At 67.0% G+C, this 20,026-nt stretch carries 17 protein-coding genes, 1 tRNA gene and 1 pseudogene; 11 read left to right on the top strand and 8 right to left on the bottom strand.

What is annotated here, in order from left to right; genetic code table 11:
* The first annotated feature begins 21 nt into the window (after window positions 1-21).
* The 4 genes from KYX17_RS17715 (at window position 22) to KYX17_RS17730 (ending at window position 7,472) form a co-directional block, all read left to right on the top strand.
* Entirely contained in the window at window positions 22-1,434 is a 1,413-nt protein-coding gene (locus KYX17_RS17715; RefSeq protein WP_243228284.1) for an MFS transporter, read from the top strand.
* A 77-nt stretch (window positions 1,435-1,511) separates the two neighbouring features.
* A complete protein-coding gene (locus KYX17_RS17720; protein ID WP_243228285.1) occupies window positions 1,512-2,651 on the top strand; it encodes a CDP-glycerol glycerophosphotransferase family protein in 1,140 nt (379 codons plus the stop codon).
* On the top strand, window positions 2,648-3,820 hold the full coding sequence (locus tag KYX17_RS17725) for a CDP-glycerol glycerophosphotransferase family protein (protein WP_243228286.1): 1,173 nt from the start codon (window positions 2,648-2,650) through the stop codon (window positions 3,818-3,820). Before KYX17_RS17720 ends, KYX17_RS17725 begins: the two co-directional genes overlap by 4 nt.
* The gene (locus KYX17_RS17730; RefSeq protein WP_243228287.1) at window positions 3,810-7,472 is read left to right on the top strand and encodes a CDP-glycerol glycerophosphotransferase family protein; all 3,663 of its coding nucleotides are present in this window, start codon (window positions 3,810-3,812) and stop codon (window positions 7,470-7,472) included. Before KYX17_RS17725 ends, KYX17_RS17730 begins: the two co-directional genes overlap by 11 nt.
* Here the strand turns inward: KYX17_RS17730 and KYX17_RS17735 are convergent, their stop codons facing one another.
* Complete coding sequence (locus tag KYX17_RS17735; RefSeq protein ID WP_243228288.1) at window positions 7,473-8,774, bottom strand: polysaccharide pyruvyl transferase family protein; 1,302 nt, start codon at window positions 8,772-8,774, stop codon at window positions 7,473-7,475.
* 200 nt (window positions 8,775-8,974) lie between these two features.
* Here KYX17_RS17735 and KYX17_RS17740 point away from each other — a divergent pair, with 200 nt between their 5' ends.
* Together KYX17_RS17740 and KYX17_RS17745 are read left to right on the top strand one after the other, a co-directional pair.
* A complete protein-coding gene (locus KYX17_RS17740) occupies window positions 8,975-11,074 on the top strand; it encodes an acyltransferase family protein (RefSeq protein WP_243228289.1) in 2,100 nt (699 codons plus the stop codon).
* A gap of 52 nt (window positions 11,075-11,126) precedes the next feature.
* On the top strand, window positions 11,127-12,512 hold the full coding sequence (locus KYX17_RS17745) for a bifunctional cytidylyltransferase/SDR family oxidoreductase (protein WP_243228290.1): 1,386 nt from the start codon (window positions 11,127-11,129) through the stop codon (window positions 12,510-12,512).
* Between the two features lie 136 nt (window positions 12,513-12,648).
* On the opposite strand, the gene KYX17_RS31845 is transcribed toward KYX17_RS17745, so the two are convergent.
* Window positions 12,649-13,140 (bottom strand): MarR family winged helix-turn-helix transcriptional regulator, encoded by a 492-nt coding sequence (locus KYX17_RS31845; protein WP_243228291.1) that lies wholly within the window; start codon window positions 13,138-13,140, stop codon window positions 12,649-12,651.
* An 88-nt stretch (window positions 13,141-13,228) separates the two neighbouring features.
* Here KYX17_RS31845 and KYX17_RS17755 point away from each other — a divergent pair, with 88 nt between their 5' ends.
* Complete coding sequence (locus tag KYX17_RS17755) at window positions 13,229-14,002, top strand: hypothetical protein (protein WP_243228292.1); 774 nt, start codon at window positions 13,229-13,231, stop codon at window positions 14,000-14,002.
* A 76-nt stretch (window positions 14,003-14,078) separates the two neighbouring features.
* Here KYX17_RS17755 and KYX17_RS17760 read toward each other — a convergent pair whose 3' ends face one another.
* Window positions 14,079-14,780 carry a hypothetical protein gene (locus tag KYX17_RS17760; protein ID WP_243229223.1) on the bottom strand — a complete coding sequence of 234 codons (702 nt, stop codon included), beginning with the start codon at window positions 14,778-14,780 and terminating at the stop codon, window positions 14,079-14,081.
* A 64-nt stretch (window positions 14,781-14,844) separates the two neighbouring features.
* Window positions 14,845-15,516, bottom strand: a complete 672-nt coding sequence (locus KYX17_RS17765) for a TetR family transcriptional regulator C-terminal domain-containing protein (protein ID WP_243228293.1) — start codon at window positions 15,514-15,516, stop codon at window positions 14,845-14,847.
* Window positions 15,517-15,589: 73 nt separating this feature from the next.
* Here KYX17_RS17765 and KYX17_RS17770 point away from each other — a divergent pair, with 73 nt between their 5' ends.
* Window positions 15,590-16,471 (top strand): alpha/beta hydrolase, encoded by an 882-nt coding sequence (locus KYX17_RS17770; protein ID WP_243228294.1) that lies wholly within the window; start codon window positions 15,590-15,592, stop codon window positions 16,469-16,471.
* A gap of 20 nt (window positions 16,472-16,491) precedes the next feature.
* On the opposite strand, the gene dcd is transcribed toward KYX17_RS17770, so the two are convergent.
* Both dcd and KYX17_RS17780 read right to left on the bottom strand, forming a co-directional pair.
* Window positions 16,492-17,097 carry a dCTP deaminase gene (gene dcd, locus KYX17_RS17775; RefSeq protein WP_243228295.1) on the bottom strand — a complete coding sequence of 202 codons (606 nt, stop codon included), beginning with the start codon at window positions 17,095-17,097 and terminating at the stop codon, window positions 16,492-16,494.
* Between the two features lie 26 nt (window positions 17,098-17,123).
* On the bottom strand, window positions 17,124-17,699 hold the full coding sequence (locus KYX17_RS17780; RefSeq protein ID WP_243228296.1) for a dihydrofolate reductase family protein: 576 nt from the start codon (window positions 17,697-17,699) through the stop codon (window positions 17,124-17,126).
* Window positions 17,700-17,830: 131 nt separating this feature from the next.
* Between KYX17_RS17780 and KYX17_RS17785 the strand changes: the two genes are divergently transcribed.
* Window positions 17,831-17,904: transfer RNA gene (locus tag KYX17_RS17785), tRNA-Gly, on the top strand.
* 16 nt (window positions 17,905-17,920) lie between these two features.
* On the opposite strand, the gene KYX17_RS17790 is transcribed toward KYX17_RS17785, so the two are convergent.
* Window positions 17,921-18,574, bottom strand: a complete 654-nt coding sequence (locus tag KYX17_RS17790) for a TetR/AcrR family transcriptional regulator (RefSeq protein ID WP_243228297.1) — start codon at window positions 18,572-18,574, stop codon at window positions 17,921-17,923.
* Between the two features lie 99 nt (window positions 18,575-18,673).
* Here KYX17_RS17790 and KYX17_RS17795 point away from each other — a divergent pair, with 99 nt between their 5' ends.
* Both KYX17_RS17795 and KYX17_RS17800 read left to right on the top strand, forming a co-directional pair.
* Entirely contained in the window at window positions 18,674-19,216 is a 543-nt protein-coding gene (locus KYX17_RS17795; protein WP_243228298.1) for a dihydrofolate reductase family protein, read from the top strand.
* A 151-nt stretch (window positions 19,217-19,367) separates the two neighbouring features.
* Complete coding sequence (locus tag KYX17_RS17800; protein WP_243228299.1) at window positions 19,368-19,538, top strand: hypothetical protein; 171 nt, start codon at window positions 19,368-19,370, stop codon at window positions 19,536-19,538.
* A 33-nt stretch (window positions 19,539-19,571) separates the two neighbouring features.
* On the opposite strand, the pseudogene KYX17_RS17805 reads toward KYX17_RS17800, so the two are convergent.
* Window positions 19,572-19,850, bottom strand: a pseudogene (locus KYX17_RS17805) (2-oxo acid dehydrogenase subunit E2); the annotation flags it as partial.
* Window positions 19,851-20,026: the final 176 nt, after the last annotated feature.

Raw genomic sequence — 20,026 nt, forward strand, 5'->3', positions numbered from 1 at the left:
GACGCGGCCAGACTTCGAGTCATGACCACGCCGGATGACACTCCGCCCCCGCCGCCCACCGCGAACAGCGGAGCGGTCGGCGTGATCGGGTTGGAGCTGCGCGGCGACACCCCGGCGCCGAAGAAGCAGGTGTACTCGTGGGCGCTGTGGGACTGGGCGACGCAGCCCTTCAACACCGTCATCCTGACGTTCATCTTCACGGCGCTGTACCTGACCACCGAGCAGTTCCTGCCGCCCGACATCGTGGCTCTCGGCGACAAGGACGAGGCGTACATCGCCGCCGAGGCGGAACTGGCCAGCGGCCTGGGGCTCGGGTCGACCGTCGCCGGGTTCGCGATCCTCCTGCTCGCGCCCGTGCTCGGCCAGCGCGCGGATGCGGCCGGACGTCAGAAGCTGTGGCTCGGGATCGGCACCGGGGCGCTCGTCGCGTGCATGTTCGGCCTGTGGTTCGTCGAACCGACCCCGACGCTGTTCTGGCTCGGGGTCGCGCTCATCTCCGCGGGCAGCGTGTTCGGCGAGATCGCCGCGGTGAACTCCAACGCGATGCTCATCGGCATCGCGAACCCGAAGACGATCGGGCGCATCTCGGGACTCGGGTGGGGATTCGGATACCTCGGCGGGATCGTGGCGCTCGTGCTCGTCGTCGTCTTCTTCCTGGCCGACTGGTTCGGGCTGCCCGAGGACGGCGGTCTTCCGTTCCGGATCATCGCGGTCGGGTGCGCGGTGTGGGCCATCGTCTTCAGCATCCCTATCTTCCTGAACGTGCCGGAGCCGTCGCTCGGCCGGCCCGAGCGCCAGGTCGGGTTCTTCCGCTCCTACGCCCTGCTGGTGAAGGATGTCGCGGGGCTCTACCGCAGCAGCGAGACGCGACCGACTTTCTGGTTCCTGCTGGCGAGCGCGGTGTTCCGCGACGGGCTGGGCGGCGTGTTCGCGTTCGGGGCCGTGATCGCGGGCCAGGTGTTCGGTTTCCAGTTCCTGGAGCTCGTGATCTTCGGCATCGCGGCGAACCTCATCGCCGGCGTCTCGACGATCCTCGCCGGCCGCCTCGACGACCGCTTCGGCGCCAAGCGGATCATCCTGTTCGCGCTGGGGGCGATGGTCGTCGCCGGTCTCGCGGTCTTCTTCCTCGTGGAGGCGGGTGCCACCGTCTTCTGGATCGGCGGCCTCGTGCTCTGCGCGTTCGTGGGTCCGGCGCAGTCGGCGTCGCGCTCGTTCCTCGCCCGCGTGACGCCCGCCGGGCGCGAGGGCGAGATCTTCGGCCTGTACGCCACGACCGGACGCGCTGCGAGCTGGATGGCGTCGGCGGCATGGACCGGACTGATCGTCCTGACCGCGCAGACGAAGTTCGGCATCCTCGGCATCGTGCTCGTCCTCCTGCTGGGACTCCTGCTGCTGCTTCCGGTGCAGGAGCGCCGGGTCGCCCGCGCAGGCTGAGAGCGGCTCGGGTTCCCACTCGCACGCCATATACTCGATCCGACCTCCGATCGTGTTGAACAACAGGTGAATTCTTCGTGCGACAGCGGCTGCGAGGGAGCCGGACGCTGCGCGCACTCCGGTTCCTTCCCTATCTGATCCCCTACGCGATCTGGCGACTCCTGCGGCCGATCACGGCGGGCCGCTTCCTGTTCCTGTCCGATTCGCACGTCGGCTTCACGGGCAACATGGCGTACCTGCGGGACGCGCTCGCGTCCCGGCATCCGGATGCCGAGATCATCGGCGTCTTCAAGCCGAGCCTGGCGTCGCGACGATCGATCCGGGATGCCGTGCGTCTGCCGTACCTGATCGCCACGAGCAGCGTCATCGTGCTGGACGACTTCTATCCGCTGATCTACCGGTTCCGGATCCGGCGCGGGGCGCGGCTCGTGCAGATCTGGCATGCCGCCGGCGCTTTCAAGCAGGTCGGGCACAGCCGGGCGGGCCTCCCCGGCGGTCCCACGCCCGGCAGCGAGATCCACCGCAACTACACCGACGCCATCGTCAGCAGCGAGGGCATCATCGGCGAGTACGCCGAGGCGTTCGGCATCCCTCGTGAGCGGGTCCATGCCTGGGGGATGCCGCGGTCGGACGTGTTCTTCGACGACGACGCGGCCAGCGCCGCACGTGCGCGCACGCGCGCGGCCCTGGGCGTCGCGGACGGGGAGCGCTTCGTCGTGTACGCCCCGACGTTCCGCGGCAATGGGCAGCGCAGCGCCGAGGCCGCCCCCGAGGCCGACTGGGCCGGCATCGCCGCCGCCCTGGGCGAAGGTTGGCGGATCGGCGTCCGCCAGCACCCGTTCGTGGCACGGGGCGCCCTGCCGGCCGGGATCGTGGACGCCGCGGCCGTCGCGGACATGAACGACGTGCTCATGGCTGCGGACGTCCTCGTCACGGACTACTCCTCCGCGATCTTCGAATACGCGCTGCTGCGCCGGCCCATCGTGTTCTACGTGCCCGATCTCGCCGAGTACACCGCCGCGCGCTCGTTCTACCGCCCCTTCGAGGAGTACGCCGTCGGTCCTGTCGTGACCGACGCCGCAGACCTGGCGAACGCGATCTCGGGCGCCGAGGTCCCGCCGGCTCGTCTGGACGCCTTCCTCGCGGAGTTCTGCGGCGCGCTCGACGGCCGCTCCAGTGCGCGCATCGCCGATCAGCTCGCCGAGGTTCCGGCATGATCGCTCGCCTCGTCCGGGTGCTCCGACTCGACATCGTCGCCGCCTACGCCGCGCGCCTCGCCCTGACCCTCGTGAGTCTCGTGATGTGGCCGCTCCCGCGCCGGAACAAGGTCACGATGCTGACGCGGCAGAGCGCGCGTCCGCCGTCCGACTTCGTGCTGCTCAAGCAGGCGATCCTCCGGGAGGACCCGTCGACCGAGGTCGTGCTCGTGGCTCGAATGGTGCCGCCCGGCATCCTGCGCAAGTTCGGATACGCGCTGCACCTGATCACGGAGATGTACCACGCGGAGACGTCTCGCGTGCTCATCGTCGACGGTTACTCGATCATCGCGTCGGCGACCCGGCACTCGGACGGCCTCAGGATCGTCCAGGTGTGGCATGCGCTCGGTGCCCTGAAGAAGTTCGGCCTCAGCATCCTGGGTCAGGCGGGCGGGCGCGATCCGCGGCTCGCGAGGGCCATGCGCATGCACGCCGGATACGACGTCGTGATCGCGAGCGCCGAGCGGTGCCGGGCGCCGTTCGCCGAAGCATTCGGAGTCGACGTGTCGAAGGTCGTCGTGGCTCCGCTGCCCCGGGTCGACCGCCTGCGCGATCCCGCAGAAAAGGCCAGGGCACGGGCCGCTTTCGATTTCCTGTACCCGCATCTGACGGGTCGCCGGATCGCGCTGTTCGCGCCGACCTTCCGCACCGAGGGGGCGCTGCCGACGACCGATCCGGTGGAGCTGACGGCCGCGCTGAAGGACGCCGGGTACGTCACGGTCACCAAGCTCCATCCGCTCGTGCCGACCCCACAGCATCCGGATCTGCTGACCGCGCCGGGAATGTCGACCCAGGAGATGCTGCTCGTCGCGGACATCTTCATCACCGACTATTCGTCGGCGGTGTTCGAGGCAGCGGTCGCGGGAGTGCCCTCGTACCTGCTTGCTCCGGATCTCGACCAGTACTCGGTGAGGCGCGACTTCTACGCGAAGTATCCCGAGGATCTGGGGCTGCCGCTCGCGCGCTCGATCGAGGAGATCGAGGAGCAGGTGCGGGCTGGCGCGGGCGAATCCGCGGTTACAGGTCGAATCCAATCGTTCATCGCCGCACGTTCTGCATCACCGCCAGGGCAGGCAATCGCCGAGCTCATCGTCAACGCGATCCGTGAAACGAAACTCCATGTCCAATAGATCCAGCTCCGCGCATACGCCACCTGTCTCCCCGCGCCAGCCGCGCCGCCTGATTGCTTCGGCGGGACGGATCGCAAGACGATGGGCCGTGTGGAGCGCCCGATCTTTGGGTCTCCGGCTACATGTCCCGGCTGCCCAACGCGGTCTGCTCAGCATTGTTGTTCCGGTACACGGCGTCGAGAAGTACGTTCGCGGCGCGATCAGATCCTTGTTGGACCAGGACTATCGCAAGCTCGAGATCATCGTCGTCGACGACGAATCGCCTGACAACAGCATCCGGATTGTCAACTCGATCAAGTGGCGCAATCCCGTGATACGAGTCATCCGCCAGAAGAATGCCGGATTGGGCGCGGCACGCAACGAAGGCGCTCGTCATGCCCGTGGCGAGTATCTGATGTTCTTCGACAGCGATGACAAGGTGACGCCGTGGGCATTCACTTCCGCCATCGAGAGCCTCGATCGCTCAGGATCGGACTTCGCGGTGGCGCCCTACGATCGACTCGCCGGCACTGACGTTCGCCCTGCGGGCCACTGGATCTACCAGGCGCACGAGCGCGACCGCATCGGCACCACGCTCGCAGAACATCCCGAGATCCTCGTGAATATGACCGCGTGGAGCAAGATCTACCGCCGCAGCTTCTGGGAGCAGAGCGCTTTTTCCTTCCCGACAGGGGTCCTATACGAGGACCAGGCCGTTTCCACACGCGCCTACGCCTTGGCAAAGAAGTTCGACATCCTGTCCAAGACTGGTGTGCTCTGGCGCATTAGAGGAGACCGTAGTTCGATCTCCCAGCAGTACACGTCCGCACGCAATGTACGCGATCATCACCTCGCCGCACGTCAGTCTCTGGAAGCGCTCGCGGGCGCCGAGCACAGGGACGCACGGAACCTCCGCGTCAGGCAGCTTCTCGCGAATGACTACGCGCATCCACTTCCGGGCCTGGCGGATTTCGACGACGAAGCATGGGATGCGTTCCGAGCGGCGCTGAGGTACCTGGTCGACCAGGCGCAGGACATCGATTGGCAGGAGATCTCAGCGCGCAACCGAGTCATGTATGACCTCATACTCGCCGATCGGCGAGAAGAAGCCATCGACTTCGTCCGCCTGCGCGGTCGAAACGAAGACGCGTGGCCATCCATCATCGTCGATGGCACGGTGTTCGCCGATCTCCCATTCCGTGGTGACGAGAGCCTGCCGATCGCGCCGACCTCGTTCATCCGCAGCCGCCACGACACGCGGCTCCGTTCTGCAATCATCACGGCGACGTGGCCATCGCCGGATCAGCTCGAACTTCGCATGTGGACCGGCATCACGAACGTCGCCGCTGACCCCGATCGCACCACCGTCTCCGCGGCGCTCATCGGCGAACGCCTGCCGATTCGGATCCCGCTCGACGTTCACCCCGCGACGCCCACAGAGGACGAGGCCAACCGTTTCAGCACGCCCAATGTCAATGCGTCGAAGCAGTTCTACGGCGTCACGCTCCCTCTGTCCGCGCTCCCCCGCGTCACGGCCGGGTACGGAGTCCAGATCGACCTGACCGTCGACGGCGTCACCCGCACGCGCATGCTGCATCTGGGATCCCCTGTCGCGCCACGGCGCTTCTCGGCAGTCGATGAAGAGGCGACGTGGGACCTCCATGCCGATGACACCGGGTTCGCAACCGTCAGGCGCGTGCACTGGGCTGCGCGGCTGATCGGGGCCTCCGCTGAGGGCAGGTCGATCAAGGTCCGGATCAAGACCGCTCTCCCCGAGGTCGCCCTCGTCGTCAATGGCGGCCGCTCCGAGGGAGACATTCTGGCGAGGGCAAGCATCGATGCCGCGACCGGGAACGCACTGCTCCCCATAATTGCCCGACGGGCCACGGCGCCCGCTGCGCTCATGAGCAGCCGCACCTGGCGCCTTGCGGCGATCGACTCCTCGGGTCGCCGCCACGCAGTTCTCGCCGCGGAGAGTGCCTCCACCTCCGACGCCGACGGGTTCCTCTCTAATGAGCCCATCGTGGTTCACCGTCTCGGCGCCCGCATCTTCACCATGACGGAGGGAGATGGCGAACGACATGCGATGACGCTTCCCGCTGCCGCCGCTATGGTTCGCGACAACGGCATGAGCGTTCGGGCCGACGGACTGCACGTGCGTGATGGCAGATTGGTGCTGCCGTTCACGGGTATTCACGTTCCCGCCGCGGCCTCTGCCCAGCGCGGCGAGTTCACCGTGTCGGCCGACGTGGTGTCCACCCGCGATGGGTTCGAACTCCGCTTCCCCGAAATGATTCAGCGCTGGGGAGAGGCGTCGAACACCCCTTGGCGCGTCGGCCGGTACCGCGTGACGATGTCCACCGTCGATGGACGCCCTATTGTCGCGGAGCGTCCCCGGCGACAGGTGGAGCCAGACCCTTGGCTCGCTTCGACGGACAACGGCCGGTACTACCTCCATGGTGACGGCAGCGGCGTGACCATCGAAGTGAGCCCGCCCCTGGCCGCCGACGAGCGCGGTGCGTTCCATCGGAACGAGCTCCGTCGGACCTACCTGGCCAAGGGCGCCGCGAATCGGCGCGCGGTCCTGTTCCGGAACCTCTATGGGGACGCTGCGAACGACACCGCGAAGGCAGTGCATGAGCACCTGCGCCGCGATGGCGCGGACCTCGACCTTCTGTGGGCGGTGAAGTCGTCCGAGGTCGCCGTGCCCCAGGGGGCAAGACCGGTGCTGGAGGGGTCGGCCGAGTATTGGGACGCCTTCGCTTCATCCAAGTACGTGATGGTCAACGTCCACCAGCCGGACTGGTTCCAGAAGAAGCAGGGTCAGGTGCTGGTCCAGACGTTCCACGGATATCCGTTCAAGCTCGCGGGACGCCGGCACTGGGCGAAGACCGGACTCTCTCGGGCTCGGATCGACTCGTTCTACAAACGAGCGCTGGAGTGGGACTATCTGCTTTCGCCAGCGCCTTACGCAACTCCGCTCTTGGGCGAGTTTCTGCCGGAGAAAACCGAGTGGGACGGGCGGTTCCTCGAACTCGGATATCCCCGGAACGATGTCCTCGTCAACCCACCCGCCGGCCTTCGAGAGAACATCCGTCAGCGCCTCGGCATCCGCTCGGATCAGACGGCTGTGCTGTACGCACCCACGTACCGCGACTACCTGGCTGTATCGGAGTTCTCCGCCACCGCGCTGGAACTGCTGGATGCTGACCGCATCTCGCATGCCCTCGGCGATCAGTACGTAGTGCTCACGCGTGGCCATGTGATGAATACTCGCGCCTCATCTCAGGCGTTCAAAGGCACGTCTTCGATAGACGTCACCGAGTATCCGGATGTGAACGACCTGATCCTCGCATCGGATGCCGCGATCCTGGACTACTCGTCGCTTCGCTTCGATTACGCGCTGACGGGGAAGCCGATGATCTTCCTCAATCCTGATCGCGAGCAGTACCTGTCAAACCGCGATCCCATGGTTCCCTACGAGGAAACCGCGCCGGGCCCCTGGGTGGGCGGAACCAACGAAATCATCGCCCATCTCCGTGATCTGACCGGGTTGAAGGAGCAGTACGACGCCGCGAGGTGCGAGTTCATCCAGCGCTTCATGCCGCTCGAGGACGGTCATGCAACAGAGCGACTTGTCGAACAGGTCTTCGGCCCAAACGGCGACGCCTGATCAGCGCGCCTTAGGCTTCCACTTGGGCATGTATCCGCCGACCCACCTGCCGGCATCGACGCTGGCGCCCTGACGAAGCCAGTTCAACTTACGAAGCAGGTCGCGCTCCGTCGGAGACATCGTTGATGCGATCGCGTTGATCCCCGCGGGAAAGCCCGCCTGGAGGAGTTCTCGCTGGTAGGCCGGGTTCTCCTGACCGGGGTCGTGGATCGTCTGCACGTCGTTGCGCCGCAGGAAGGACAGGTAACGCTCCCTTGCCTCGTGACGGAACGAATTGAGCTCCGTGAAGTCCACAGCTGCGTACGCTTGTGCAGCATCGACCACAGAAGAATCCGGACCGATCGACCGATAGGGGATCCGGTGGTACTCCGCGAGTTCCAGCGTCCTCGAGTCATGAGCCAGCAGCACGCCGGGTGTGCCGGCTGCCAGAGCAGCGACCGTCCCGTGAATCCGCATCCCGATGCAGAAGTCCTGCGTCCGCATGAAGCCATGCCAAGTCGTCGGATCCAGGAAGAACCTGATCTTGTCGTCCGTGTAGAGCGGATGGAACTCCTGCGTGGGCAGCCACCGCGATGGCGCGGGTGCGCTGGCACCCCAGAGCAGCATGGCGAGCTCCGTGTGCTCTTGCGGCACGTAGGTCAGGCGCTCGTACCGCTCCACGTGCCAGTCAACGAACTCGTGGGCGCCCTCGGCGGGAGAGACGTTGATAGCGATCGCAGAATCGCGGCTCAGACGCTCAACCCGCTTCTCCACGACGACGTCGCCGTCATTGTCGAACATGCTCGGGCAGCCGATAATGTCGATCGCATTCTCCGGGAAACCCAGGGCCCGCAGGTATTCGGCCGTGCGCTCTCCGCGCACGCCGATGGACGCGGATCGATCGAGCACCGCCGCCACGAACGACTTTGTGGCGGCGTCGACGCCGCCCATCGCGTCGCCGATTCCGGACTGTCCTCCGACGCCGGGGACGACCACGGGAATCGTGAGCTTCTCGATGACCTCGGTGAGTCGAGTGAGGGAGCGCTCGAAGTTCTCCCGGAACGCGTTCGCCAGGGGAAGGACATACATGTCGAACCGCTCATTAATCTCCGCGGCGATCTCCGCGGGAGACTTGGTCTGCTCGACGTACAGGGAATCGACGGTCACATCAGCCGACGGGACATTCACCGCCCGGTAGACCGACTGGAGGAAGAGCGTGTTGCCGACATTCGCGCCGAAGATACCCCACCCCCAGCGCGCCAGGGATGCTTCGGGACTCACGGAGACATGCGGCGGTTTCCCGCCACGGACGAGGATGCGCATGTGGTCTGCCCTTCGATGTAGCGAGGTGAGGTCGTCCCCCAGTCAACCGGATCAGGGCCGGTCATCGAAATCCCGCAGTGCGCCTTCCATGAAGACGACAGCTTCCTGTGCATCAGTCTCCCGGGGACAGTGAGACGAGGACGTAAACTGTCCTGCAAACTTGACGACGGTTCGCGTATGTCATGCCTGGGCATGCGGACATGCCCATAAGGACGACTTCTTTGGTTGAGAGCACTTCCACCGCGCCACGGACCGCGGCTCCGGCGAGAAGGACCGTCGTATCCAACGGAGCCGACCAGGACGGATTCCGGTACGACATTCAAGCGGTACGGGCGATCGCCGTCGTCGCAGTGCTCTTGTATCACCTATGGCCGAAACGCCTACCAGGTGGATTCATCGGGGTGGACGTGTTCTTCGTCGTCTCCGGATTCCTGATCACCTCGCACATCATCCGAGGACTCGGACGCGGTGCTCCGGGCCGATTCCTCGTCGACTTCTACGCTCGCCGAATCCGGAGGCTGGCACCGGCCGCCGTGACCGTCCTTATCGCAGTTCTGGCCGGGACCATCGTATTCAGGCCTCTCAGCGCTTGGCAGGACAGCATCGGCAACATCCTCGCCTCAACGTTCTTCGTGGAGAACTGGCATCTGGCCGAACAGTCCGTCGACTACCTCGCCGCCGACGCCACACCCTCGGCTGTGCAGCACTACTGGTCCCTGTCCGTCGAAGAACAGTTCTACATCGTATGGCCGCTGTTGTTCATTGTTCTTGCCGCTCTCCGGTTGCGACGACGCGGGCTCGTCATAGCGATCAGCATCGCCCTCGGCGCGTCTCTGGCGTTCGCCCTCATCGCGACGTTCGTGACGCCGGAGGCGGCCTACTTCCTCACCCCTGCTCGCGCCTGGCAGCTAGCCTCCGGCGCCCTGATCAGCTTCTTCACGATCTCCTCCGAGCGGGCTCGAAGAGCGCTGCCATGGACAGGCGTGGCTCTCATCGCCGCCGGGGCTCTCATGATCACCGGCGCCACGCCCTACCCGGGAGTCACCGCGATCATCCCGACCCTCGGTGCCTGCCTGATCCTGCTCGGCGGACCGAACCCTCCCAAGAGCTCGTTCGATCGCGTCGTCCGCACCAAGCCGGTGCAGTTCCTCGGCGACATCTCCTACTCGCTCTATCTCTGGCATTGGCCGCTCATCGTCTTCATTCCGATCGTCATCGGCCATTCGCTCAAGTGGCCCGAGAAGCTGGTGATCCTGATCGCGTCCGTCTTCCTGGGATGGCTCAGTTATCGGTTCATCGAGACTCCGTTCCGCTCCCGACGGTTCAATTCCAAGACCATCCAGACCTTCGTGGCGGGCACCGTCGCGCTCCTGGTTGTCGTGGTTCCGTCCGCCGCGGCGTCGGCGCATGCGGAATCGCAGATCCAGGCATCCGTGGCGGCGATGCAGAACGCGAAGGAATCACCGAACCGCTGCGACGCCGGAGGATCGATGCTCGCCGACTGCGCGGACGATCACACCGTGACCCCCTCGGTGGCGGCCGCAGCGGCCGAGGACAAGCCTCGCCCGTGGCTCGACCGCTGCATCAACGGACTCGAAGACTCCTCAACCGTCGTCTGCGACTATGGCGATCCCTCGGGGGCGAAGACCGTGCTGCTGTGGGGCGACTCCCACGCCGCGGCTTGGGGGCCGGCCCTCGATGAGGCGGGCAAGCAGGACGGGTTCCGTGCAGTCGTGGCGACACGCCACGGGTGCCCGTCGACGTTGACGGCTCCCATCGCCACTGTCGGACGCGACATTGCCCCCTCGGAGCGCGAGGCCTGCGCGGAGCGCAACGGATGGGTGGCGAAGGAACTCGTCCCGAAGGCCGATCTGGTCGTGCTGGCGAACATGACGACCAACTATCACTTCGACGTAGATCTGTCCGAAGCGTTCGGCGACAGCGTCCGGACGGTGCGCGACGCCGGCGTACCTGTCGCGCTCCTAGAGGACGTGCCACTGACAGGTGACGACGAGGGACACAGAGTCAACGGTCCCGAATGCCTCGCCACCGGCGACGCCTGCACCAACTCATCGTCACGCGCCCTCAACGATCGGCTGGACAAGGCTCTGACGGAAGCCGGACTCGACGACGAGTACTCGTTCATCCGGACCCACGGCGCGTTCTGCACCGCCGACGAGTGCTACTTCGCTGCGGGGGGCGCTTCCGTGTACTTCGACGCCTCACATCTCTCGGACACCTACTCGGCATCGCTCGGCCCCTGGATCGCCGAGTCATTGACCGACCTGCTCCCTCGCTGACCGTAGCCGGCGACACCCGACGCACGCGCGACCTTCGGTAGATTGGAATCCCATGACGACCCGCACTGTTGCCGTACTCCTCGCCGGAGGGATCGGCGTTCGCGTCGGTCTCGGCATCCCGAAGCAACTCATCAAGATCGCGGGCAAGGCGATCGTGGAGCACACGCTCGAGGTGGTCAACGCCAGCCCGGTCATCGACGAGATCATCATCGTGATGAACGCCGGGGCGATCGATCAGCTCGAGGGTTTAAAGGACCCGGCGCGGTTCCCGAAGCTCACACGCATCATTCCCGGCGGCGACAGTCGGAACGACTCGACGCAAGCGGCTCTTGACCTACTCGGCGATGACCCTGACACAAAGGTGCTCTTCCACGATGCGGTGCGTCCGTTCGTGAACGATCGCATCCTCGTAGACTGCGTCGAAGCGCTCGACCATTACGACGCGGTGGACACTGCGATCCCTTCTGCCGACACGATCATCCAAGTGGATGCCGCGTCGCATATCAGCGCGATGCCGGACCGTTCGAAGCTGCGCCGCGGTCAGACCCCTCAGGCATTCAGACTCGGAACAATCCGCGCTGCATACGAGAAGGCGAACCAGGACAAGACCTTTCACGCTACCGACGACTGCGGCGTCGTCTTCACATACCTCCCGGAAACGCCCATCTACGTTGTGGACGGCACGGCGGAGAACATGAAGGTCACCGAGCCCATCGATGTGCACATCGCGGACAAACTGTTCCAGTTGCAGTCCGAGAGCCTGAGCGCGGACGGAGAGCTACCCGACCTTACAGGCAAAGTCGTCGTCGTGTTCGGTGGTAGCTACGGCATCGGCAAGAGCATCGTAGACATGGCGCGCGAAGCAGGAGCCGAAGTCTACGAGTTCAGCCGTTCGACAACCGGCACCGACGTCCGATCGCGCGTGAAGGTCAAGAAGGCTCTGAAGGAAGTCTACGAACAGGTCGGTTCCATCGACGCGGTGGTCATGTCAGCGGGGATCCTGCAGATGGGTCCCCTCACCCAGACCAAGGTGAAGCAGATCGAGACGGGAATCGAGACGAACTTCCTCGCCCCCGTTATCGTTTCCCGCTCTGCGCACAAATATCTCAGGAGGACGGGCGGCCAGGTGCTGCTCTTCACCTCGAGTTCGCACACGCGCGGACGTGCGAATTATGGCGTCTATTCCGCGAGCAAAGCGGCCGTCGTGAATCTGACCCAAGCGCTAGCGGAAGAGTGGGCCGCCGACGGCGTGCGGATCAATTGCATCAACCCCCAGCGGACCAGAACACCAATGCGCGAGCAGGCGTTCGGCGAAGAACCCCCCGGCACGCTCCTCGACCCAGAGAACGTCGCCCGAGTGAGTCTGCAGGTGCTGGCGGGAACCATGACCGGCCAGATCGTCACGGTGCGCGTAGAACAGGTCGCGGCGCAGTCCTGACGGATGGGACTCGACGTCCGGCGAAGGCTGAGATCGGCGTTTCGAACTCCTGCACTTTCGGCGCAGTCGTCACGCCTGCCCCGGGGATTCCGCGGGCCGCGTCACGAACTGCAGGAGTTCGGCACGCCCGCGCCCCTCACACCCGCCAGTGATCCGCGAGCTTGTTCAGCAGCCGCGCCAGCTCGTTGCGCTCGTCGGCGGTGAAGGATTCGAGCGCGCGGGACAGCGCCTCACGCCGTTCGCCCTTCGCGCCCCGGGCGATGCGGGACCCGGCATCCGTGAGCGCGATGCGCGTGCGCCGCGCATCCTCGGGATCGGCCTCGCGACGCACGAAGCCGCGCTCGACGCCCTGCTGCACGAGGCGTGACGCCCGCGGCTGATCGACGCCGACGGCCTCGCCGAGTTCGCTGACGCTCAGCGGCGCGGATGCCGCGGCCAGAGCCTCCAGCATCCGCATCCAGGCCGGCGCACCGAACCGCCCGCCGGGTCCGGCCATCCAGGGCGGACCCGGGTGCCCGTGCCCGCCGTGCGGCCCGTGCGGTCCGCCGTGGCCTCGTGCGTGCGGGCGGCGCCCGCGGAGGCGCGCGAGGGCCTCCGCGATGTCGTCGGCGGGATCCGGTGTGCTCACGTTTCGATTTTACATGCGACTTGACATGCTTCTCGCTTGCATGTCACACTACATATACATGCACAGTTACAAGCAAAGGAATCTCCCTATGGAAACGCAGAACGAACAGAACCACGAACGCCCGATCGGATACTGGCTCAAGGCCGCCGACCGCCTCCTGGCCGCGGAGTTCGCGCGCGCCTTCGAGGCCGAGGGCATCACCCGCCGCGAATGGCGACTGCTCAACGTCATCGACGGCTCCGCGCCTGAGCGCCCTCTCGACAAGCGCAAGCTCGGCCGCCTCATCGAGCTCGGCTGGATCGCTCCCTCGGACGAGGGCTGGACCCTCACCGAGGACGGACGCGCCGCCAAGGAGCGCCTCAGCACCGTCGTCGACGGCATCCGCGCCACGATCAGCGACGCCGTCGCCCCCGAGGACTACGCGACCACCATCGCGACCCTCGAGCAGATCTCACGCGCACTCGGCTGGGACGAGCACACCCCGCTCCCGCGCAAGCCCCGGGCCCACGGCCACCACGGACGCCATCGCTTCGGCGGACGCGGCTTCGGCCCCCACCGTGCGCACGGCTTCTCCGGGCACGGCTTCGAGCCGGATCCCCGGAACGGCTCCGAGCACGGATGCCGCGGACACCGCGCGTTCGGCCCGCACCGCGACGGCCACCGCGGACACGGCGACGGCGAGTTCTCCCCGCGCCACGGTCGCCGCGGCCACGAGTTCGTACACCGCGAGCGCGTCGAGAACGACGAGTTCGCCCCGCGCGGCGGTCACGGCCACCCGCACCGCCGGTTCGCGCGCTTCGCGCAGCACGCGTACGAGCGCGGCTTCGACGCCGGCTTCCATCGCGGACGCGGCGCGTACTGACCCCATCGTGAGGCGTGCTCTCTCGCGTGATGCGTGAACCATCGCGCATCCGACGGCGGAGCACGCCTCGCCGCGTCTACGGCCAGGTCGCCGAGAGCAGCGCCGGAACCTCTCCGCTCATCGACGACGGCCAGGGCGGCGGAGCGGCATTGATCAGCACCACGACCGCGACGATCGCCGCCACGAGAAGCACCAGCAGCGCGGCGAACACGATGAGCGGCAGTGCGCGATATCCGGAACCGGCCGGCTCCTCCGGAGCGGCGAACGCCGCATCGCCGGGCACCGGGTCGGATGCCGCGGCCGGAGGAACCGCCGCGGCGGCCCGCACCGGTGCGGCGGGACGAGGACCCGGTACATCCGCTCCCGCGGCTTCCTGAGCACGCAGGGCCGCACGGGTCGGCGGCACGGGCGGGACAGCGGCATCCGTCTCCGCGAGGAGAGCCGCGGCCGTGTCGCTCACCGGCGGTCCGTCCGGGTCCGCGTCATCCGCGATCCCCAGCGCCTCCTCGTCGAGCGGAGGGATCGCCGGCGGCGCGGGAACGGCGAAGTCGGCGACATCGGATTCCGGGACAGCCGCGGGGGCGGCATCCTCCGGGACGGCGACGGCGGACGGACCGGAATCCGACGCGTGCCGAGCGGCATCCTCCGTCTCGCCCGACGCGTCCGAGACCACGGCGCCGGGCACCTCGGCATCGACGGACGGCGATGGCGGAGGCGGCGGAAAGTCGCGCGCCTGCTCGTGGCCGGGTCCGGTCGGGTCCTCCTCGTCGCCGCTCACGCTCCGATCCTACGTCGCGCATGCCGCGGTGTCCCAGGCATCCGCGGAGCGAAGTCGACCCCGCTCAGCGAGTCCCGGCATCTGGTGCTGTGAGGGGCGACAGCATCCGAGCATCCGCTCCCGCGGCGAGCAGGCGCTCGCGCATCCCCGCAACTGCGAGCGCGTAGGGCGCATCGTCCTCGAAGAGGAGGGACCGGTTGTTCGCCTCCTGGTCGAGCGCGATGAGGTGGAAGGCGAGGGCCTCGGCATCCGAAGCGGCGAGCGCGAGCTCACCGGCATCCGCCGCGTATCGGATCTGGGCCGCGACGTATCCGTACCACTCCGAGAGCGCTTCGCGCAGGGCGTCGCGCACGGGACCGGGCTTGGAGTCGATGTCGGCCGAGGTCGCCGCGAAGAAGCATCCGCCCTCGAAGGTGCGCTCACGCGAGTAGTCGAGGGCGCGGCGCATCAGCACGACCAGGCGACTCAGCCCCCGGGGCTCGGCGCGCGACGGCTCGATGATCGTCGCGACGAAGACCTCCCGCGCGGCGGCGACCGTGGCCACCTGCAGCGACTGCTTGCTGCCGAAGAGTGTGGCGATGCTGCTCTTGCTGTGTCCCGACGTCTCGGCGAGCCGCCCGATGGTGAGGCCGTCGAGCCCCTCAACCGAGGCAAGGTGCGTGGCCCGCGACAGCACGCTGCGCCGAGAGGCGTCTCCGCGGGCTCGGCGGCCGTCGACGACAGGCGAATCGGACATGCCTCTAGTGTACGAACGATCGTTCGTATAGTCTACGTACGATCGTTCGTATTGTTGGCCGAATCGAGGAAGCATGTCATCCGTCGTCCGCAGCATCCGCCTCGCCGATGCGATCTCTCCCGCCCTCGCCGGCGGGATCGCGTACCGCCTGTTCTTCCGCACGCGCCCGCGGATGCCGTTGCGCGACCGCGACGCCGCCACCGACCTCGCGGCCCGACGCGCGGAGCTGCGCGTGCGCGGACGCTCCGTCGTCGCCTACCAGTGGGGAACCGAGGACCGCCCCGTGCTCGTCGTGCACGGCTGGAAGGGACGAGCGACGCAGTTCGCCCCGCTCGTGCGCGAACTGCGGGCGCGCGGACGGAGCGTCGTGTCGTTCGACGCTCCGGCGCACGGCGCTTCACCCGGACGTCGCACGGACATCCGCGACTGGCTCGCCGCCATCGACGAGCTGCAGCGCCGGCACGGACCGTTCGCCGCGATCGTCGGGCACTCGGTCGGGGCGGTCGCCGCGCTGACCGCGGGGCGCACGTTCGCCCCGACACCCCTGGTGGTCACGATCGCGGGCGCCGCGAGTCCGATCGCGATGGTCGACCAGTTCGCCGGGATGATCGGCCTGAGCCCCGGGGCACGCGCGGAGCTGGAACGCCGGTTCGCCGCGAGGATCGGCGAGTCACCGGCATCCGTCCGAGAGCTCTTCGACGCCGCCGACGACCCGCTGCCGGACGGCACGAGCCTGCTCGTCGTCCACGGTCGCGATGATCGCGGGCTGCCGGACGAGGACTCGCTGCGCCTGCATCGTGCGCACGCGGGCCGGTCCCGGATGCTGCGGCCGGTCGGGCTCGGTCATAACAGCATCCTGTCCGACGACGAGGTGCTGGACGCCGTGGTCGAGGCGGTCACCGGCGGCCTTCCGGCGGACGCCGTCGAGAGGCCGGCCGACCTCGCGATCGGCTGAGTCTGCCGGACGCGCGGAGCTCAGCCGCCCAGGGAGCCGACGTCCGTGACGCCGACGTCGGTGCGATGGAAGCTCTGGAAGGACCGGGATGCCGTGGGGCCGCGCTGCCCCTGGTAACGGTTGCCGTACGGGCCGGAACCGTACGGGTTCTCGGCCGGAGAGGTCAGACGGAAGAAGCAGAGCTGGCCGATCTTCATGCCGGGCCAGAGCTTGATCGGCAGCGTGGCGACGTTCGCGAGCTCGAGGGTGACGTGTCCGGTGAAGCCGGGGTCGATGAAGCCGGCCGTGGAGTGGGTGATGAGGCCGAGGCGGCCGAGCGAGGACTTCCCCTCCAGACGCGCGGCGACGTCGTCCGGCAGCGTGACCTGTTCGAAGGTCGCACCGAGCGCGAACTCGCCGGGGTGCAGGATGAACGGCTCGTCCGGCGCGACCTCGATGAGGCGCGTGAGCTCGGGCTGATCCTCGGACGGATCAATGAACGGGTACTTGTGGTTGTCGAACAGCCGGAAGTAGCGGTCGAGCCGCACGTCGACGCTGGACGGCTGCACCATCGCCGGATCGTGCGGCGCGAGACCGATCCGGCCGGAGGCGAGTTCTGCGGTGATGTCGCGATCGCTGAGAAGCACGGGAACAGCCTAGTCGGGGCGCAGCCTCACGCCGCAGTCGTGATCGGCGTCGGCCGGTAGCGCTGCGCCACGACGCCCGACCGGAGCTCCTGCCGATCCACGAGGTCGAGGCGGATGCGCTCGCGCAGCCCCGACAGCAGCGTCGGACCGTGCCCCGCGAGAACGGGATGCACGAGGAAGATGTACTCGTCGATGAGCCCCCGATCCGCCAGTGCGGCCGGAAGCGTCACGCCCCCGACGAACAGGCCTTGCCCCGGCTCCTGCTTGAGGCGCCGGACCTCCTGCTCCAGGTCGCCGCGCACGAGCTCCGCGTTCCAGTCGACGCTCCGGAGTGTTCTCGACACGACGTGCTTCTCGGCCCGGTCGATGGCCTCGGCGAACGGGACCTCCCAGCCGCTCATCCAGTCCGGCCAGACGCCCGCGGCCGGGCGCCGCCAGGCGGACTCCATCATCTCGTAGGTCACGCGGCCGAAGAGCAGCGCATCGGCGCGCGCCATCTCCGTCGTCCAGTACTGCATCGACTCCTCGTCAGGCGCGAGTCCCGCCTCGTGATGGCAGCAGCCGTCGAGCGTGACGTTGATCGCGTAGCGCAGTCGTCTCATCTCGTCGCTCTCCTTCGATGCGCACGGTTCTTCCGGGAGAGTACTCCGAGGGTGGCCCGCCGGTCCCGTCTTTGGCCTACGGGCGGCGTGCAGGTAGGCTTTCCGTTACCTGCTTCTTCGGATGCCGGTACGGGGCTGTAGTTCAATGGCAGAACTTCTGCTTCCCAAGCAGACAGCGCGGGTTCGATTCCCGTCAGCCCCTCCACCTGGAACATCTGCCCCTACCCGTCGCGAGCCGGCGTTCGGTTCTCGACTGGCTTGCTGTAGCGCCTGGCCATGGTGAGCGCGGCTTCGTCGATCACCCGGACTTGTTCCTCATCCGTGATCGTCCACGTGCCGTGCACGAGACGCGGCCAGAAGATCGCGGACGCGATCATGCCCAGGAACTGCGCGGAGGCGATGTCCAGGTCGTCGATGTCGACGCTCCCCGCCGCGCTCTGCGCCTGCAGATAGCCGCGGAGGGACGAAAGCACAGGCAGCGTACCGAAATCGAAGGTGCGCTCCCTCAGCTCGGGGAATCTCGGCGACTCAGCGATCACGATCCGCATCAGCGCGACCATGTGGGGACGGGACAGTAGCTCCGCGTAGGCACGCCCGAGCGCGACCAGGCCACCACGGAAGTCCCCCGTCGGCATGGCGACCGGCTCCGAATCGGAGCTTCCGCCCGCCGCGAGCACCGTCGCCTCGAACAGCGCGGCCTTCGTGGGGAACTGCTTGAACAAGGTCGCCTTCGACACACCTGCCCCTTCGGCGACTCGCGCCAACGACGTGCGATCGTATCCGGAATCGAGGAACAGACGAACAGCGGCGTCGAGGATCTTCTCACGGTTCGTCGCCGCGACACCGCGGTGATATGCGGACAGTGGGCGCGACATGGTCCCAGTATGACACGGAGGTGAGTTGCTTGACTCATGTCTGGCCGGCCCTTAGATTGATGGTGAGTCATCCGACTCACCATCACGAGGGAGAGATTCATGAGTCGAGTAGTCGTGCACGCGACGATGACGGTCGACGGATTCATCGCCGACACCGAGGGCGGAGTCGACTGGATGTTCGGACGACCGTCCGCGCCCGAGGACGACGACGTCGTCATGAAGGTCGTCGAACGGATCGGCGCCGTCGTCGGCGGAGCGAACAAGACGCAGACCATCGACGAAGGAGAGATCCCCTACGGTGGGATGATCAAGGTGCCCGTGTACCTCATGACGCACACGCCTCACGCCCCCATCGAGCGGGACGGCGTCACGTACACCTTCATCGTCGACGACGTCGCGGACGCCGTCGAGTCTGCCCGACGAGCAGCGGGAGACAAATGGGTGAGCCTGCTGGGCGGCAGCATCTCCCGCCAGTGCCTCCAGCTCGGACTCGTCGACGAACTCCATCTCGACATCGCGCCGGTGCTCCTCGGCAACGGCATCCCGCTGTTCGCAGGTCTCGAGAACCGTATCGAGCTGGAACGCCTCGAGACATCAGCCTTCGCGAGCGAGACTCACCTGCGCTACCGCGTAATCCGGTAATCCGCACCGCGAAGTCACCGTCCGCTGGGTTCGCTTTCGGTGATGGACGCGCGGACGGCGACAGGACTGGACACGATCCGGCATGGCCGGATGCGATGGGGTCCGCCGTACGGGGACGCGGTGGACGGGTGTCTCTCGTATCGTCGAGGGCATGACCGACATCAATCCCAAGCTCGGCGATGACGTCGACGCGCCCGGCGGACGAGGCAGCATCATCGACGTGAGAGCCACGCCATCGGGCAAATGGATCTACGGTGTGGAGAATGCCACCGGCGAGGTGAGCTACTACACGAGCCGGGCACTCCGCCCCACCCAGGGCTGACCGCAGCCACGCGTCCCTTCATCATCGCTCCGCTCAGACGAGGATGTTCATCGGCTGCTCGATCAGGGCTCTGAGCGATCGCAGGAACTGCGCGGCGAGGGCTCCGTCGATGATGCGATGGTCCGCCGACAGCGTCAGTCGCATCCGGTGCCGCGCCTCGACGACGCCGTCGCGCACGACAGCCTCCGGTGACGCGCTGCCGACCGCGAGGATCGCGCCCTCGAGCGGGTTGATGATCGCCGTGAACTGCTCCACCTCGTACATGCCGAGATTGCTGATCGTGAAGGTGCCGCCGGACATCTGAGATGCGCTGAGACTCTGCGACGGCGTAGAGCAAGGTGCCGCCGCACGTCAACTGATCGCGTGGAAGAACAGCGAGAACCACAGCGCGAAGAACGCGAGCTGACCGAGGGGTGCCGAGGATCCCGATCACCATGGCCCATCGAGCGAGCCCACGGCCCTGCTCAGCGTTCCCCGGGGCGTCGAGC

Source organism: Microbacterium sp. CIAB417, assembly GCF_022788845.1.

Bases quoted from the DNA above. Each gene is read 5' to 3' on its own strand.
- KYX17_RS17715 (WP_243228284.1), top strand. From the start codon at position 22: ATGACCACGCCGGATGACACTCCGCCCCCGCCGCCCACCGCGAACAGC.
- KYX17_RS17725 (WP_243228286.1), top strand. From the start codon at position 2,648: ATGATCGCTCGCCTCGTCCGGGTGCTCCGACTCGACATCGTCGCCGCC.
- KYX17_RS17730 (WP_243228287.1), top strand. From the start codon at position 3,810: ATGTCCAATAGATCCAGCTCCGCGCATACGCCACCTGTCTCCCCGCGC.
- KYX17_RS17735 (WP_243228288.1), bottom strand. From the start codon at position 8,774: ATGCGCATCCTCGTCCGTGGCGGGAAACCGCCGCATGTCTCCGTGAGT.
- KYX17_RS17740 (WP_243228289.1), top strand. From the start codon at position 8,975: ATGCCCATAAGGACGACTTCTTTGGTTGAGAGCACTTCCACCGCGCCA.
- KYX17_RS17745 (WP_243228290.1), top strand. From the start codon at position 11,127: ATGACGACCCGCACTGTTGCCGTACTCCTCGCCGGAGGGATCGGCGTT.
- KYX17_RS17755 (WP_243228292.1), top strand. From the start codon at position 13,229: ATGGAAACGCAGAACGAACAGAACCACGAACGCCCGATCGGATACTGG.
- KYX17_RS17765 (WP_243228293.1), bottom strand. From the start codon at position 15,516: ATGTCCGATTCGCCTGTCGTCGACGGCCGCCGAGCCCGCGGAGACGCC.
- KYX17_RS17770 (WP_243228294.1), top strand. From the start codon at position 15,590: ATGTCATCCGTCGTCCGCAGCATCCGCCTCGCCGATGCGATCTCTCCC.
- KYX17_RS17780 (WP_243228296.1), bottom strand. From the start codon at position 17,699: ATGAGACGACTGCGCTACGCGATCAACGTCACGCTCGACGGCTGCTGC.
- KYX17_RS17790 (WP_243228297.1), bottom strand. From the start codon at position 18,574: ATGTCGCGCCCACTGTCCGCATATCACCGCGGTGTCGCGGCGACGAAC.
- KYX17_RS17795 (WP_243228298.1), top strand. From the start codon at position 18,674: ATGAGTCGAGTAGTCGTGCACGCGACGATGACGGTCGACGGATTCATC.
- KYX17_RS17800 (WP_243228299.1), top strand. From the start codon at position 19,368: ATGACCGACATCAATCCCAAGCTCGGCGATGACGTCGACGCGCCCGGC.